The organism is Sphingomonas jejuensis (assembly GCF_011927695.1).
Lineage (GTDB): Bacteria > Pseudomonadota > Alphaproteobacteria > Sphingomonadales > Sphingomonadaceae > Sphingomonas_K > Sphingomonas_K jejuensis.
The window spans coordinates 110,001-124,233 of the sequence record NZ_JAATJE010000002.1; the positions used below are offsets into that span (position 1 = coordinate 110,001).

The window sequence follows — 14,233 nt, forward strand, 5'->3', positions numbered from 1 at the left end:
GCTCATGACGATCGTCGCGATCGCAGCCATTGCAGCAACGGCACTCGCGATTGCGGGCTTATGGCTTTTCACCGGTCCCATGCCGATCCACATGCTCGTCGCCACCGTGATCGGTGTGTCTGGGTCGGTTCTTCTCGGCGGCGGCCTGATGGCCCTCGTCTTCATGAGCTCCGGCACCGGGCATGACGAACGGGTGCACGACTTCGAAAAGGACAAGGAATGATCAGCCCTGACGCCGAGCCTATCTTGCGGGTTGTTCCCGGGCCGGCCGACATTAACACCAACGGCCACATCTTTGGTGGCTGGGTGCTCAGCCAGATGGACATCGCCGGCGGAATCGTCGCGTCGCGCCACTCGCAGGGGCCGTGCGCCACCGTCGCCATCGACTCGATGGCGTTCATCGCGCCCATCCTGCTGCGCGACATCATCTCGATCTACGCGCATGTCGAGCGGACCGGCCGCACCTCCATGGCGATCCGGATCGAGGTCGTCGCCGATCGCGGCGCGGCGGATCCGGCGGTCAAGGTGACGGAGGGGCTCTTCACCTTCGTCGCGCTCGACGAGAACCACCGCCCCCGCCCCCTGCCCGCGCCGACTCCGACACCCTGAACCGTCCTTCTGGCCGTAAGGCAGCAAAAAGCCCGCCGATGCGACAGGCACCGGCGGGCTTTTCAATGTTCCGAAATGCGGTGGCTCAGGCGGCGGCGATGCTGCCGTCATCATTGGCCTCGGCCCGTGGCCGCCGGGTTCGGCGACGCGGTGCCGCCGCCTCTTCTCCGTCAGCTGCGGCGGGGACCGGCGCGATGGCGGGCGGCAACCGATCGGCGAAGCCCAGCGGATCGCCGGCACCGGATGCATCCTGGTCCGCTTGCTGCTCGACAGCCTCCTCGCGCTGGCGCGGCCGGCGACCCCGCCGCGGCCGCTCGACCGCCTCGGCACCTGCCGTCTCGCCCGCCTCGGCGTCCGTCGCGACCGGCTGCTGCTCGTCCGTCATCTCGGGCGCGCGCGCCCGGCGCTCGCGGCGCGGCTCGAAGCCGGCGTCGGCTCGCGGCTCGCGCTGCGGCCGGCCATCGCGGTCGGCACGGTCCTCGCGATCACCGCGATCCGACCGACCGTCGCGCTCTGGACGCTCCCGGTCCTGGCGCTGATCGCGATCTCCGCGCTGTTCACGATCGAAGCGCCCCCGCTCGCGATCGTCGTCACGGGCACCTTCGGCGCGCACGTCCTCCATCATGTCGCCGTCGGCGTCATCATCGAAGTCGTCGCGCTGCCGCCGTTGCGGCTGGTCCTCGGCGCGCGGCCGGCTCTCGCTCAGCACGCGGAAATAATGATCGGCGAACTGCAGATAATATTCAGTGGTGACGCGGTCGCCCTGGCGCTGCGCATCCGACGCAAGATTGCGGTACTTCTCCAGCAGCTGGCTGGCGTTGCCGCGCGCACGATTGTCGATCCGGTTGCCTTGCTCGGGCCGCCCGCCTTGCGGACGCTGCTGCCCGCCACGGCCGCGACGGCGGCCGGCCTGACGATTGTTTATCAAGATGCCTTGGTCCTCAGTCTCAGGTGTCGTGATCCGTCTGTAAAGGCCGAGTCAGTCGCTCCGCCGGCTGCGGTGCCGATGCGGCCTCCATGCCTCCGCAGATCGCCTTCCGCTGTGATGTCGCGCCAAGCGCGTCGACCGGTTCACCGATCGTGGCAGCTGTCGGCCGCCATCCGCCCAACCCCTTCGTGCATTTCATCTAATGCTGCCCATGCCCTTTTCCAAGCGCAAACTCGCTGGCCTGCATCAGCAGGCATCGATCACGCCCGCCGAGATCGCGGCGCACGGCGATCGACAGCCCGGCCGCGCGGAACAGCGCACCGGCCGCTTCCGCCTGCGTCCAGCCGATCTCCACACAGGCGATGCCGCCGGTCGCGAGCTGACCGGGCAGGACGCGCGCAAGAACACGGTAGTCGTCCAGGCCATCCGCCCCGGCAAACAGGGCGCTTGCCGGCTCGTGCCGGCGCACCTCGTCCGGCAGCACCGCGCCATCCTCGATATAGGGTGGATTGCACAGGATCAGGTCGAATGCCTCGCCCGTCCCCGACCAGTCGCCGGCGCGGATCTCCGCACGATCCGCCATGCCGAGCGCGACCGCATTCTTGCGTGCCCAGTCGAGCGCTGCCGGCGATGCGTCGATCCCGACGCCGGTCGCATCGGGCCACCCGTCCAGCGCGGCGAGCAGAAGCGCGCCCGATCCCGTCCCCAGGTCGAGCACACGGCGCGGCGGCGGCCGATCGGAGAAAGCGGCGACCGCTGCCTCGATCAACGTCTCGCTGTCGGGCCGCGGCACCAGCACGCCCGGGCCGACCTGCAGGCTGATCGTCCAGAAATCGCGCTGGCCGACAAGATAGGCGACCGGCTCGTGCGACATGCGCCGTTCGATCAGCGTGTCGAACCCGGCGGGCACCGGCGCACGCTCGATCCCTTCGAGCAGCATCCGCTCGCGCGATTGCCCCGCCGCCTGCGCAGCGATCAATTCCGCGTCCAGCCGGGGCGTATCGCTGACCGTCGCCAACCTGGCCGCCGCCGCCCTGATCGCCGGCCCCAGCGACCCTGTCGCCTCAGGCCTCGTCAAGCTGCCCCAGCCGCGCCGCTTCGTCCTCGGAGATAAGTGCGCCGACCAGCTCGTCCATCTCGCCCTCCAGGATCTCGGGCAGCCGATGGAGCGTCAGGTTGATGCGATGATCGGTCACGCGGCCCTGCGGAAAGTTGTAGGTGCGGATCCGCTCCGACCGGTCGCCCGACCCGACCATCGACTTGCGCTGCCCCGCGCGCGCGGACGCGAGCCGCTCACGCTCCAGCTCGTACAGCCGGGTGCGCAGCACCTTCATCGCCTTGGCCTTGTTCTTGTGCTGCGACTTCTCGTCCTGCTGGCTGACGACCAGGCCGGTCGGAAGATGCGTGATGCGCACCGCGCTGTCGGTTGTGTTGACGGACTGCCCGCCCGGTCCGGAGGACCGGAACACATCGATGCGCAGGTCCTTCTCGTCAATCTGGACGTCGACTTCCTCGGCTTCGGGCAGGACCGCCACCGTTGCGGCGCTGGTGTGGATGCGCCCGCCGCTTTCGGTCGCCGGCACGCGCTGCACGCGGTGCACGCCGCTTTCGAACTTAAGCCGGGCGAACACGCCCTGACCGGTCACCGAAGCGACCACTTCCTTGTATCCACCTGCGTCCGACGACGACCCGCTGATCGTCTCGACCCGCCAGCCGCGTCCCTCGGCATAGCGCTGGTACATGCGGAACAGGTCGCCCGCGAACAGCGCGGCCTCGTCACCGCCGGTACCGGCGCGGATCTCCAGCATCGCGGCGCGCTCGTCGGCGGCATCGCGCGGCAGCAGCTTCAATGCCAGGTCGCGCTCGGCCGCCGCCAGCGCGGCGCCGTTCTCGGCAAGCTCGGCCTGCGCCATCTCGCGCAGTTCCGGGTCCGCATCCTGCGTCATGTAGCTGAGCGAGGCTGCCTCCTGGCGCAGGCGCCGCACCTCCGATGCCGCCGCCGCGACCGGTTCCAGCTCGGCATATTCCTTTGACAGCTGCACGAAGCGGTCGGCGGGGAGCGATCCGTCCGCCATCTGCTGCGACAGCTCGTCCCGCCGCGCCTCGATCGCGCGGATGCGGTCTGCGGAAATGGACGTCATGCGGGGATCAAGGCCAAGTCGGATGTCCGCAGCACATCGGCGGCCTGCTCCTCGCCCGATCCCGGGCGCACGCGCAGCGTCGCCGCACCATCGCGCCAGCCGATCGCGACCACCTCGCCCGCACCCAGCTTCACGCCCTTGTCGAAACGCTTGCGCGGCGATCCGCCCGCTACGATCTCCACGGACAACGCCGCGGCACGCAGACGGTCGGCGACCCGCAGGCCGTCCGCCAGCGCGGCATCGTCCTCGATCACCAGCGCGACATCGCACACGTCGAATGCCGGCGCTTCCGCCAGCATGCCAAGCCGCTCGATCCCCGCCGCCCAGCCGACGCCCGGGGTCGGCGCGCCGCCCAGGCTCTCCACCAATCCGTCATAGCGGCCGCCTGCCAGTACGGTCCCCTGCGCGCCCAGTCGGTCGGTGACGAACTCAAACGCGGTGTGCCGATAATAGTCGAGCCCGCGCACCAGCCGGTCGTCGCGCGTCCAGGCAACGCCCGCCGCGTCCAGCCCGGCCGTGACCTTGCCGAAGAAGTCGGCGGCGGCACCCGTCAGGAACTGGTCGATGCCCGGCGCCGCGTCCGCAACCGGGCGGTCGCGCGCATCCTTGGAATCCAGGATCCGCAGCGGGTTCTTGTCCAGCCGCTTCTGACTGTCCTCGGAAAGCTCGCCGCGCGCCGCCTCGAAATGCTCCACCAGCGCCGCCCGCCACGCATCGCGCGTCTCGGCATCGCCCAGCGTGTTGAGCTTCAATGTCACGCCATCGGCAATGCCGAGCTCGCGGATCAGCTGGGCGGCGAACGCGAGCAGCTCCACATCCGCCAGCGGCTCGGCCGCACCAAGCACCTCGGCATCGATCTGGTGAAACTGCCGGAAGCGTCCCTTCTGCGGCCGCTCATAGCGGAACACGGGGCCGTGGGCGGCGATCTTCAACGGCGCGAACTGCTGCCAGCCCTCCGTCAGATAGGCACGCGCGATCCCCGCGGTGAATTCCGGCCGCAGGGTCAGCGAATCACCGCCGCGATCCTCGAAGGTGTACATCTCCTTCGACACGACATCGGTGGTCTCGCCCAGCGAGCGGGCGAACACCGCCGTTGCCTCGAACACGGGCAGCTCGACCCTACGGAAACCATAAAGCCGGCGCACGCGCTCGAACGTCGCGACGACGTGCGCGAACCGCGCTTCCTCCTCCCCGAAGATGTCCTGAGTGCCGCGAATGCGCTGCGGCGTCTGCGCCTTTGCCATAGAAGCCGCTTCCTAGTGGAGGAGCGCGGCCCGCGCCAGCGTCCGGATGGAGGTGGCTTGCAATCCGCGTAGTCGCGCCTTTTGCACGTCCCGGCGCTGGACGTTGCCGGTTGCGGATGACTAGACAGGTCAATCAACTGCCTGAGAAGGTCGCCCCCACGATGATCCGTCCCCTGTTCGTCGCCGCGCTGTTGCTGTCCGCGGCCCCGATCGCTGCGCAGCAGCTGTCGCAGCCGCAGCCCGTACCTTTCGTCAATCGCGTGCCCGCGCCGCGCGATGCGGCCTACCCGGGCACCATGCGGCTGGAGGTCGACGCCACCGACACGCAGCGCCGCGTCCTGCGCGTGCGCCAGACGATTCCGGTGGCGGAGGGCGGGCGCATCACGCTGCTGTTTCCCGAATGGCTCCCGGGCAACCACGCGCCGCGCGGGCAGATCGAGGCTTTGGCGGGGCTGCGCTTCACCGCCGGCGGCCGGCCGGTGCGGTGGACCCGCGACGACGTGAACGTCTACGCCTTCCATGTCGACGTGCCGGACCGCGCGCGGGAGCTGGTGGCAGAATTCCAGTTCGTGTCGCCCACGACCAGCGACCAGGGCCGGATCGTCGTCACCAACGACATGATGAACATTCAGTGGGAAGACGTGTCGCTCTACCCCGCCGGCTATTTCACCCGTCGGATCCCGGTCGATGCGTCCGTCCGCTATCCCGCCGGCTGGACGGCGGCCTCCGGCCTTCCGAGCCGGGTCGCGAACGGCGTCTACCGCTACCAGACGACGGACTACGAGACGCTGATCGACTCGCCCGTCTTCGCCGGTCGCCATTTCCGCCGCTGGCAGTTGACGCCAGACGTCGGTCTCAACGTCGTTGCGGACGAGGAGCGCTTCCTGGCCGCCACGCCGGAGCAGATCGCCGCCCACCGCCGCCTGGTCGAACAGGCCGTCACGCTGTTCGGCGCGCAGCATTACGACAAGTACGAGTTCCTCTTGGCGCTGACCGACGAGATGGGCGGCATCGGGCTGGAGCATCACCGCTCCTCCGAAAATGGCGTGAACCCGGAATATTTTACGGAGTGGGACAAGGGTCCCGGCCGCCGCAACCTTCTGCCGCACGAGTTCACGCACAGCTGGGACGGCAAGTATCGTCGCGGCGCGGGCGCCTGGACCCCCGACTACTCGACGCCGATGCGCAACGAGCTGTTGTGGGTCTATGAAGGGCAGACGCAGTTCTGGGGCTACATTCTCGGCGCCCGGTCCGGCCTGTTCTCGAAGGATGAGACGCTGGATGCGCTCGCCTACATCGCCGCCACGCTGGATCAGCGCGCCGGGCGCACCTGGCGCCCGCTGCAGGACACGGTCAACGATCCGATCATCACTCCGCGCCGCCCCAAGCCCTGGACCAGCTGGCAGCGGTCCGAGGACTATTACAACGAGGGCATGCTCGTCTGGCTCGATGTCGACGCGGAGCTTCGGCAGCTGACCGGCGGCGAGCGCTCGATGGACGATTTCGCGCGCGCCTTCTTCGGCATGAACGACCGTGACTGGGGCATCAACACCTACACCTTCGATGACGTCGTCTCGACGCTCAACGGCATCGCGCCGGCCGATTGGCGCAGCTTCCTGCGCACGCGCCTCGACGATGTGAGCACTCGCGCGCCGCTCGGCGGCTTCACCCGCTCCGGCTACACGCTTGTCTACGAGGATACCCCGTCCAGCTACCTGACCGACCTTCAGTCCCGCAACGAGAACGCCGATCTCAGCTTCTCGGTCGGCGGCACCGTCGCCAACTCCGGGACCATCTCGCAGGTGATGTGGGACGGCCCGATGTTCGAGGCCGGCCTGACGCCGGGTCAACAGATTGTCGCCGTCAACGGTCAGGAATACGGGGCCGGCGTGCTGACCCGCGCGATCACGGACGCAAAGGGCGGTCGTGATCCGATCCGCCTGACCGTCCGCGACGGAGATCGCCTGCGTGAGGTCGCCATCGACTATCATGACGGGCTGCGCTACCCGCGCCTCCGCAAGACGGGCGCGGCTGACACCGGCCTCGACCGGCTGCTCGCACCGCGTTCCTGACGCGGCGCGACCGCGTTTCATTCGGCCGGCGGCGCCTCCGGGCGCCCCGGCCTGTCACAGGGTGCGTGCATGAACATCGAGCTTATTCCCGTTGGCGACGATCCGCCGAACAGCCTCAACGTCGTCATCGAGGTGCCTGTCGGCGGCGAGCCGGTGAAGTACGAGTTCGACAAGAAGTCGGGCGCGCTCTACGTCGATCGCATCCTCCACACCCCGATGCGCTACCCGGCGAACTACGGCTTCGTGCCCCACACGCTGTCGCCGGACGGCGATCCGCTCGACGCCCTGGTGGTTGCCCGTTCGCCCTTCATCCCCGGCTGCGTCGTGCGCGTGCGCCCGATCGCGGTGCTGATGCTGGAGGACGAGGCCGGCGGTGACGAGAAGCTGCTGACCGTACCCGTCGACGCGACCTTCCCCTATTATTCGAAGATCGGCGAGAAGGACGACCTGCCCGAAATCGTCATGCAGCAGATCGAGCACTTCTTCACCCACTACAAGGATCTGGAGACCAAGAAGTGGGTCCGGGTCGGAAAGTGGGGCGGTGCGCAGCAGGCCCGCGACGTCATCATCGAGGCGATCGAGCGCGCAAAGGCCGCGAAGGACTCCGGTCCCCGCCGCCGCATGAGCGATTTCTCGGCCGTTTGACCATCGCCACCGGCCGGTGCCCTCGCCGACGCGGGGGCGCCGGCCCGGTCAGCTGACGAGCTTCAGCCCGGCGACCGCCGCGACGATCCCCAGGATCAGCAGCAGGCGCGCAGCCGACAGCACTTCTCCGAAGAACAGTGCGCCCACCACGACGGTGCCGACCGCGCCGATCCCGGTCCAGACGGCATAGGCGGTCCCCATCGGGATGGTTCGTGCCGCCGCCTCCAGCAGCGCCATCGACGCGGTGACCGATCCGAGGAAAGCCAGCGTCCACGGCAGGTTGCGGAACCCGTCCACGAACCGCAGCGCGGTCGTGAAGCCGACCTCGAACAGCCCTCCAACGATCAGCAGCACCCACGCCATCATCTTGCCTCCCTGTCCGGTCCGGCGGAACCGCGTTCCGTGCAGCCGGGTTCATCCCCGACCTGAACGGCACGAGAGGGACAATCAATGGCCGAGCTTAAATCTCCGGTGCGGTACACCCCCGGCGTCGAGCAAACGGACGGTGACGAGCAGAAGACGCAGGCCGAACTGAACGAGCAGTTCACCACCATCCTGGAGACCACCTCCAAGGATTATGGTCACGCCGTCCGCTCTGTTCACGCAAAGAGTCACGGGATCGTCACGGGCGAGCTGACCGTGCACGACCAGCTCCCGCCGGAGCTTGCCCAGGGCCTGTTCGCGACTGCCGGCACACACGCCGTGCTGCTGCGCTTCTCGACCAATCCGGGCGACATCCTGGATGACAGCATCTCGGTCCCCCGGGGCGTCGCGATCAAGGTGTTTGACGTCGCGGGCGACCGGCTTCCCGGCGCGGAGGGCAACACCCAGGATTTCGTCATGGCCAACGGACCCGCCTTCGCGGCCGCCACGCCCGAGCAGTTCCTGGGCAATCTGAAGATGCTCGCCAAGACCACCGACAAGGCGGAATGGGCGAAGAAGGCGCTGTCGAAGGTGCTGCAGACCGCCGAAGCCGCCCTCGAGCTGGTCGGCGGGGAGAGTGCGACGCTGAAGACCTTGGGCGGGGCGCCCAACGTCCACCCCCTGGGCGAGACTTATTGGGGTCAGGCACCGTTCCGCTACGGCGACTACATCGCCAAGTTCCAGCTCGTCCCGGTGTCCGACAACCTGACGTCGATCACGGGGAACATGATCAACGCCGATGGGCGTCCCGATGCGATCCGCGAGGCCATGCGTGAAACCATGATCGAGGCGGACGGCGTGTGGGAGCTCCGCGTGCAGCTCAACCGCGATCTCGACAGCATGGACATCGAGGATGCGAGCAAGCCTTGGGACGAGGAGCAGAGCCCGTTCCAGACGGTCGCCACCATCCGGGTCCCGCACCAGCTCGCCTGGTCGCCGGAACGCGCTCAGATCGTTGACGATCAGCTGCGCTTCAGCGTCTGGACGGGGCTTTCCGCCCACCAGCCGCTCGGTGCCATCAACCGCGCGCGGCGATCCGCCTACCAGACGTCGTCCGACTTCCGCGGCCGCTTCAACGGTTGCCCCATTCATGAGCCGCAGCAGGCGCCGGCGCTCGCCGGCTGAGCCTGGATCAGGCCGAGGCGAGGGCGTCCAGCGCGGCGCCCTCGATCCGCCATCCCTCCCAGCCGCTGGTCGGCGCCGCCCCCATCCGGCGGTAGAAATCCTTGGCCGGCTCGTTCCAGTCGAGCACCGCCCAGTCCATCCGTCCGCACCCGCGCCGCCCGGCCTCCGCGGCGAGCGCGCGGAACAGCGCCACGCCCGCGCCGGTCCCGCGGGCGGCTTCCTCGACGAACAGGTCTTCTAGGTAAAGCGTCGGGCTCCCCGTCCAGGTCGAGTAGGTCAGGAACCACAACGCCACACCGACCACCCGGCCATCCTGCCGGGCCAGATGCGCCCACACACGCGGCTGGTCGTCGAACAGCGTGGCAGACAGGCTCTCTTCCGTCGCCTTGACCGCGTCCGGCATGCGCTCATAGGCCGCCAGCGCCTTGATCAGGCGCAGGATCTCGGCCTCGTCGCCCGGTCGTGCCATGGTGATGTCGGTGGTCATGCCTGCGGCTCCAATGTGGGTTGTTCGATCGGCTTGGTGCGGACGGCGACGATGCATCCGGTCACGATCAGCGCCGCGCCCACGACCGTCCAGCCGGACACCGTCTCGCCGAACACCGCCCACCCGAACAGCGATGCCCACACAAAGGCCGTGTATTCGGTGGGCGCCATATGGCTGGCGGGCGCCCGCGCATATCCCCAGGCGAGCAGCATGGCGGATACGGTGCCAAGCACGGCGGCCGCGACGATCGCTGTCCACTGGTCCTTCGGCGGAACCGACAACATCCAGGGTGCGGCCAGCAACAGCAGCCCGGCAACCACCAGTGCCTGGAAGAACGCCACCTCAGCCGGTTTCGCCACCTGCGCCTGCTGCCGCATCAGCACGATGTTGAAGGCATAGCAGAGGGCCGACCCGAGCACCGCAAGCGCGCCCGTCAGTGCCTCGGGGCCGAGGTCGGCTCGTGCTTGCCCGGCCAGGATCGCGCCGACACCGACCGCCGCGATCAGCGATGCGGCGACTGCCGCCGGCGCCACCCGCTCCTTCAGCATCACGGCCGACAGATACTGGGCCAGGAGCGGCGACACGAACGACAGGGCGATCGCCTGCGCCATCGGCAGGCGCGCCAGCCCCCAGAAGAACAGCAACGCCATGATCGTCGTCACGGCCCCGCGGATCAGGTGAACCCGCAGCGTCGATCGCGCGGGCCACCCGTCGCCGCTCGCCAGATATAATGTGCCCCCGATCGCGACAGCCGCCAGGTTGCGCCAGACAAGCGCCACATAGGTGCCGATGGCGATCGACAGCCCCTTCATCAGCACGTCCATCGCGGAGAACACGGCGATGCCTGCCGCCGCCACCGCAAAGGCGGTGACATGCCCGCGACCGTCGCTCACCTCTTCCGCAGGCCCGCGTCGCGCCCCATCAACCCCCAGCGCCGCATCGCGTCGGCATCGTCCAGGCATTCATCTGGCGCGCGGCGATAGTTCATCGTCATCTGCCGCCCGTTCTTGTCGACGACGCTGAACCGCTCGGCTCCCGCCTCGTCCCACACGGCGTCGCTCTGCGCATCCGCCTTGAACCACAGGGCGTCAAGCGCGACGATCGCGAACACGGTCCCGTCGAGGTAGAGCGTCGCTCCCCCCATCATCCTGCGGTGAGTGACGGATCCCAGCGGCGCCATCGCCTCGGCGACCCACTCGATCAGCCCGGTGTCGAGGCTCATCGGGCGGCCGTCGCTCCACTCACGGTAATCGCAGTGATGCCATGCCGCTGCATCAGGTAGAGCAGACCGCCGACGCAGCTGTAGGGCATGGCGTCACTTCCCTCGATCCGCACCCGCCGGTCGCGGTCGGCGGACCCAGCGAACACCGCTTCCAGGTCGCTGCGCTCGCGCGCCAGGTCGAACATGCGGCCGTCGGTCCCGATCATGCATCGACGATCCGGCATCTGCTTGACCACGATCTCCGATCCATTCTCCGCGGGCGTGGCGGACAGCAGCAGCAGGGCGGCCGCGACGATCACTCCGCCGCGATGGCGGGCTGCCGCTGCGCCTCGATCTCGGCGGCCTTGGCCTCCACCAGCCGGACGATGTGGTCGACCATGCCTTCGTCCTGCACATGGTGGTCGGTGACCCCGGACAGATAGACCATGTGCCGGCCGTTACCGCCGCCGGTGATCCCGATGTCGGTCTCCCGCGCCTCGCCCGGGCCGTTCACCACGCAGCCGAGCACGGACAGCGACATGGGCGTCCGGATGTGCTGCAGCCGCTCTTCCAGCGTCTGCACGGTGCGGATGACGTCGAAGCCCTGCCGCGCGCAGCTGGGGCAGCTCACCACGCGCACGCCGCGGTTGCGGATGCCCAGCGCCTTCAGGATCTCGAAACCGACCCGGATCTCCTCCTCCGGCTCGGCCGACAAGGACACGCGGATGGTGTCGCCGATGCCGAACCACAGGAGCGACCCCATGCCGATCGCCGACTTCACCGTGCCGCCGACGAACCCGCCGGCCTCGGTGATGCCCAGGTGCAGCGGGCAATCGACCTGCTCGGCCAGCTGTTGGTAGGCCGCCACCGCCAGGAACAGGTCGGACGCCTTCACCGCCACCTTGAACTCGTGGAAATCATGGTCCTGCAACAGCTTGATATGATCAAGCGCGCTTTCCACCAGCGCTTCCGGGCACGGCTCGCCATATTTCTCGAGCAGGTGCTTTTCCAGGCTGCCGCCGTTCACGCCGATGCGGATCGCGCAGCCATTGGCCTTTGCCGCCCGCACCACCTCGGCCACCCGATCGGACGACCCGATGTTGCCCGGATTGATCCGGAGGCACGCCGCGCCTGCATCCGCGGCCTCCAGCGCGCGCTTGTAGTGGAAATGGATGTCCGCGACGATCGGCACCCGTGCTGCGCGCACGATCTGGCCCAGCGCGGCCGTTGATTCCACATCGGGGCACGACACTCGGATGATGTCCGCGCCGACATCCTCGCACCGGCGGATCTGGTCGATCGTCGCGCCCGGATCCGACGTCGGCGTGTTGGTCATCGTCTGCACCGTCACCGGCGCATCGCCGCCGACGGGGACGTTCCCGACCATGATCTGGCGGGACGGGCGACGATGGATGTCGCGCCACGGGCGGACTGACATGGGAAACCTTCCGAGATGGCTATCGGCCGTCATATAGCGGCTTGCGCTGGCAAGCGGAACCGGTGGCCTTGCCGCAACCTTCTGCTAGACGCCCGGTCGTTGGTCCGCGGAGTTCCCCCATGTCTTCCTTGAGCTGGTCGCTCGTCATCCACGGCGGCGCCGGCGTCATCCCGCGCGGCAGCCTCGACGCCGCCGCCGATGCCGCCGCGCGCCGTTCGCTGGCCGACGCCCTTGATGCCGGCTCCGCGATCCTGGTGGCGGGCGGCAGCGCGCTGGACGCCGTGGAGGCGGCCGTGCGCGTGCTGGAGGATGCGCCCAGCTTCAACGCCGGGCGCGGCGCCGTGCTGACGCGCGAGGGCACGGTGGAGCTCGACGCCGCCATCATGGACGGGCGTGACCGGCGGGCGGGCGCCGTCGCGCAGGTCACGCGCGCCCGGCATCCCGTCAGCGTCGCGCGCGCCGTCATGGAGCGGAGCCCGCACGTCATGCTCGTCGGCCGCGGTGCCGACATATTCGCGATCGGCGAAGGGCTGGAGCCCGCGGAACAGGACCACTTCATCCTTCCGGAACGCCGCCGCCAGCTCGATGAGCTGCTTGCCGGCGGTGGCGACGGCTTCGACGTCGACATGAAATACGGCACCGTGGGCGCGGTCGCGCGCGATCGCGATGGCCATGTCGCGGCGGCGACCTCGACCGGCGGCGTCATGGGCAAGCGCTGGGGCCGGGTCGGCGATTCTCCCCTCATCGGTGCCGGCACCTTCGCCGACGACCGCGCCTGCGCCGTGTCCTGCACGGGATCGGGCGAGCACTTCATCCGCGCCGGCGTCGCGCGGGAGATCGCGGCCCGCATCCGCCTGGCCGGGGAGGATCCGGCCACGGCCACCGCGACGACGATGGCCGACATGGCCGCGCTCGGCGGCACCGGCGGCGTCATCCTGGTGGACGCGGCGGGCGATCCGCTCTGGCAGTTCACAACGGCGGGCATGTACCGCGGCCGGGCGACCTCGGCCGCCGGCCGCCATGTCGCCATCTTCGGAGACGAGGATTGATCCGGAGGCTTCTGCTCTTCGTCGCGGCGGCGATGCTGCCGACGGCGCCCGCGCTCTCCTGGGGCCGCTATGGCCACGACACGGTGGCGGAGATCGCCTGGCTTGAAAGCAGCCCTGTGGTCCGCGCGCGAATGACCGCGCTGCTGCGGCGCACCGCATTGCTGGAGACGCCGGACTGCCCGGCCCGCACGCTTGGCGATGCCAGCATCTGGGCGGACTGCATCCGCGGCTTGAGCCCGCGCTTCAGCTACACCAACCCCTGGCACTACCAGAATGTCTCGGTCTGCCGCCCGTTCGAACTGACCGCGGCCTGCAAGGACGGCAACTGCGTGTCCGCGCAGATCGACCGCAACGTCCGCCTGCTCGCCGACCGCACGGTGCCGGAGCGGGAGCGGGTCGCCGCGCTCTTGTTCCTGATCCACTTCGTCGGCGACCTCCATCAGCCGCTCCACGCCGGCGACGACGATGATCGCGGCGGCAACGACGTGCGCGCCCGCTACGGCATTGCCGGCGGGCCGCGGACGAACCTGCACGGCGTGTGGGACACGCCGCTGGCGGAACGGGCGATCACCACCCCGGCTGCCGATGCGCGAGGGCTTCTGGCGAGCGCGCCGGCGGATCGCGCCGCGCTTGCAGCCGGTACGACGGAGGATTGGTCGCGTGAGGCCTGGCAAGCAGCGCGCGAAATCGCCTACACGCCCGTCCGCGGTGGCGATCCCTGTGCCCGCGGTAACGTCGCCGCCTTGAGCGAGGCCGACATCGAACAGGCGATCCCCGTCATCCGCCTGCAGGTGCTGCGCGGCGGCGTTCGCCTCGCCCGGCTGCTGCAGGAAGCCCTCGGCTAGACCACGAACATTAACCATCCCCGCGC

At 69.1% G+C, this 14,233-nt stretch carries 17 protein-coding genes (1 of these 17 running past the window's edge); 7 read left to right on the forward strand and 10 right to left on the reverse strand.

All coding sequences use genetic code 11. The features are described from left to right. Positions 1-223, forward strand: partial view of a hypothetical protein gene (locus GGR88_RS09945; RefSeq protein ID WP_167954566.1) — the 3' portion only. The gene continues 56 nt to the left of window position 1, outside the view; the window shows 223 of its 279 coding nt (coding positions 57-279); the start codon falls outside the window, past its left edge; its stop codon occupies positions 221-223. Further along, a complete protein-coding gene (locus GGR88_RS09950; protein ID WP_167954567.1) occupies positions 220-609 on the forward strand; it encodes an acyl-CoA thioesterase in 390 nt (129 codons plus the stop codon). The genes GGR88_RS09945 and GGR88_RS09950 overlap by 4 nt, the downstream gene beginning before the upstream one ends. A gap of 85 nt (positions 610-694) precedes the next feature. On the opposite strand, the gene GGR88_RS09955 is transcribed toward GGR88_RS09950, so the two are convergent. From GGR88_RS09955 to hisS, 4 genes are all read right to left on the reverse strand, one after another. Further along, the gene (locus GGR88_RS09955) at positions 695-1,537 is read right to left on the reverse strand and encodes a DUF4167 domain-containing protein (protein WP_167954568.1); all 843 of its coding nucleotides are present in this window, start codon (positions 1,535-1,537) and stop codon (positions 695-697) included. Between the two features lie 199 nt (positions 1,538-1,736). After that, a complete protein-coding gene (gene prmC, locus GGR88_RS09960) occupies positions 1,737-2,588 on the reverse strand; it encodes a peptide chain release factor N(5)-glutamine methyltransferase (RefSeq protein ID WP_167956105.1) in 852 nt (283 codons plus the stop codon). A gap of 13 nt (positions 2,589-2,601) precedes the next feature. Next, positions 2,602-3,678: a peptide chain release factor 1 gene (gene prfA, locus GGR88_RS09965; RefSeq protein ID WP_167954569.1), complete on the reverse strand. Its 1,077-nt coding sequence runs from the start codon at positions 3,676-3,678 to the stop codon at positions 2,602-2,604. Then, on the reverse strand, positions 3,675-4,922 hold the full coding sequence (gene hisS, locus GGR88_RS09970) for a histidine--tRNA ligase (RefSeq protein WP_167954570.1): 1,248 nt from the start codon (positions 4,920-4,922) through the stop codon (positions 3,675-3,677). The genes prfA and hisS overlap by 4 nt, the downstream gene beginning before the upstream one ends. A gap of 161 nt (positions 4,923-5,083) precedes the next feature. Here hisS and GGR88_RS09975 point away from each other — a divergent pair, with 161 nt between their 5' ends. Together GGR88_RS09975 and ppa are read left to right on the forward strand one after the other, a co-directional pair. Then, on the forward strand, positions 5,084-6,994 hold the full coding sequence (locus GGR88_RS09975; RefSeq protein ID WP_167954571.1) for a M61 family metallopeptidase: 1,911 nt from the start codon (positions 5,084-5,086) through the stop codon (positions 6,992-6,994). A 69-nt stretch (positions 6,995-7,063) separates the two neighbouring features. After that, positions 7,064-7,639: an inorganic diphosphatase gene (gene ppa, locus GGR88_RS09980; RefSeq protein ID WP_167954572.1), complete on the forward strand. Its 576-nt coding sequence runs from the start codon at positions 7,064-7,066 to the stop codon at positions 7,637-7,639. A gap of 48 nt (positions 7,640-7,687) precedes the next feature. Here ppa and GGR88_RS09985 read toward each other — a convergent pair whose 3' ends face one another. Beyond that, on the reverse strand, positions 7,688-8,005 hold the full coding sequence (locus GGR88_RS09985; RefSeq protein WP_342449774.1) for a DMT family transporter: 318 nt from the start codon (positions 8,003-8,005) through the stop codon (positions 7,688-7,690). A gap of 84 nt (positions 8,006-8,089) precedes the next feature. Here GGR88_RS09985 and GGR88_RS09990 point away from each other — a divergent pair, with 84 nt between their 5' ends. Then, positions 8,090-9,187: a catalase family protein gene (locus GGR88_RS09990; protein WP_167954573.1), complete on the forward strand. Its 1,098-nt coding sequence runs from the start codon at positions 8,090-8,092 to the stop codon at positions 9,185-9,187. 7 nt (positions 9,188-9,194) lie between these two features. Here GGR88_RS09990 and GGR88_RS09995 read toward each other — a convergent pair whose 3' ends face one another. Genes GGR88_RS09995 through ispG form a run of 5 tightly spaced genes read right to left on the reverse strand, consistent with a single transcriptional unit; the run spans position 9,195 to position 12,313 of the window. Continuing rightward, positions 9,195-9,674: a GNAT family N-acetyltransferase gene (locus GGR88_RS09995; RefSeq protein ID WP_167954574.1), complete on the reverse strand. Its 480-nt coding sequence runs from the start codon at positions 9,672-9,674 to the stop codon at positions 9,195-9,197. Further along, positions 9,671-10,567 carry a DMT family transporter gene (locus tag GGR88_RS10000; RefSeq protein WP_342449775.1) on the reverse strand — a complete coding sequence of 299 codons (897 nt, stop codon included), beginning with the start codon at positions 10,565-10,567 and terminating at the stop codon, positions 9,671-9,673. Before GGR88_RS10000 ends, GGR88_RS09995 begins: the two co-directional genes overlap by 4 nt. Beyond that, entirely contained in the window at positions 10,564-10,896 is a 333-nt protein-coding gene (locus GGR88_RS10005) for a TfoX/Sxy family protein (RefSeq protein WP_167954576.1), read from the reverse strand. The genes GGR88_RS10000 and GGR88_RS10005 overlap by 4 nt, the downstream gene beginning before the upstream one ends. Next, positions 10,893-11,195 (reverse strand): hypothetical protein, encoded by a 303-nt coding sequence (locus tag GGR88_RS10010; protein WP_167954577.1) that lies wholly within the window; start codon positions 11,193-11,195, stop codon positions 10,893-10,895. The genes GGR88_RS10005 and GGR88_RS10010 overlap by 4 nt, the downstream gene beginning before the upstream one ends. After that, positions 11,192-12,313: a flavodoxin-dependent (E)-4-hydroxy-3-methylbut-2-enyl-diphosphate synthase gene (gene ispG / locus GGR88_RS10015; protein ID WP_167954578.1), complete on the reverse strand. Its 1,122-nt coding sequence runs from the start codon at positions 12,311-12,313 to the stop codon at positions 11,192-11,194. Before ispG ends, GGR88_RS10010 begins: the two co-directional genes overlap by 4 nt. Before the next feature lie 128 nt (positions 12,314-12,441). On the opposite strand from ispG, the gene GGR88_RS10020 reads away from it, so the two are divergent. Then, entirely contained in the window at positions 12,442-13,362 is a 921-nt protein-coding gene (locus tag GGR88_RS10020) for an isoaspartyl peptidase/L-asparaginase family protein (protein ID WP_167956109.1), read from the forward strand. Continuing rightward, the gene (locus tag GGR88_RS10025) at positions 13,362-14,207 is read left to right on the forward strand and encodes a S1/P1 nuclease (protein WP_342449811.1); all 846 of its coding nucleotides are present in this window, start codon (positions 13,362-13,364) and stop codon (positions 14,205-14,207) included. Before GGR88_RS10020 ends, GGR88_RS10025 begins: the two co-directional genes overlap by 1 nt. The last annotated feature ends 26 nt before the right edge of the window (positions 14,208-14,233 follow it).

Coding starts and splice junctions, on each gene's coding strand:
- GGR88_RS09950 (WP_167954567.1), top strand. CDS start 220: ATGATCAGCCCTGACGCCGAGCCTATCTTGCGGGTTGTTCCCGGGCCG.
- prfA (WP_167954569.1), bottom strand. CDS start 3,678: ATGACGTCCATTTCCGCAGACCGCATCCGCGCGATCGAGGCGCGGCGG.
- hisS (WP_167954570.1), bottom strand. CDS start 4,922: ATGGCAAAGGCGCAGACGCCGCAGCGCATTCGCGGCACTCAGGACATC.
- GGR88_RS09975 (WP_167954571.1), top strand. CDS start 5,084: ATGATCCGTCCCCTGTTCGTCGCCGCGCTGTTGCTGTCCGCGGCCCCG.
- ppa (WP_167954572.1), top strand. CDS start 7,064: ATGAACATCGAGCTTATTCCCGTTGGCGACGATCCGCCGAACAGCCTC.
- GGR88_RS09985 (WP_342449774.1), bottom strand. CDS start 8,005: ATGATGGCGTGGGTGCTGCTGATCGTTGGAGGGCTGTTCGAGGTCGGC.
- GGR88_RS09990 (WP_167954573.1), top strand. CDS start 8,090: ATGGCCGAGCTTAAATCTCCGGTGCGGTACACCCCCGGCGTCGAGCAA.
- GGR88_RS09995 (WP_167954574.1), bottom strand. CDS start 9,674: ATGACCACCGACATCACCATGGCACGACCGGGCGACGAGGCCGAGATC.
- GGR88_RS10005 (WP_167954576.1), bottom strand. CDS start 10,896: ATGAGCCTCGACACCGGGCTGATCGAGTGGGTCGCCGAGGCGATGGCG.
- ispG (WP_167954578.1), bottom strand. CDS start 12,313: ATGTCAGTCCGCCCGTGGCGCGACATCCATCGTCGCCCGTCCCGCCAG.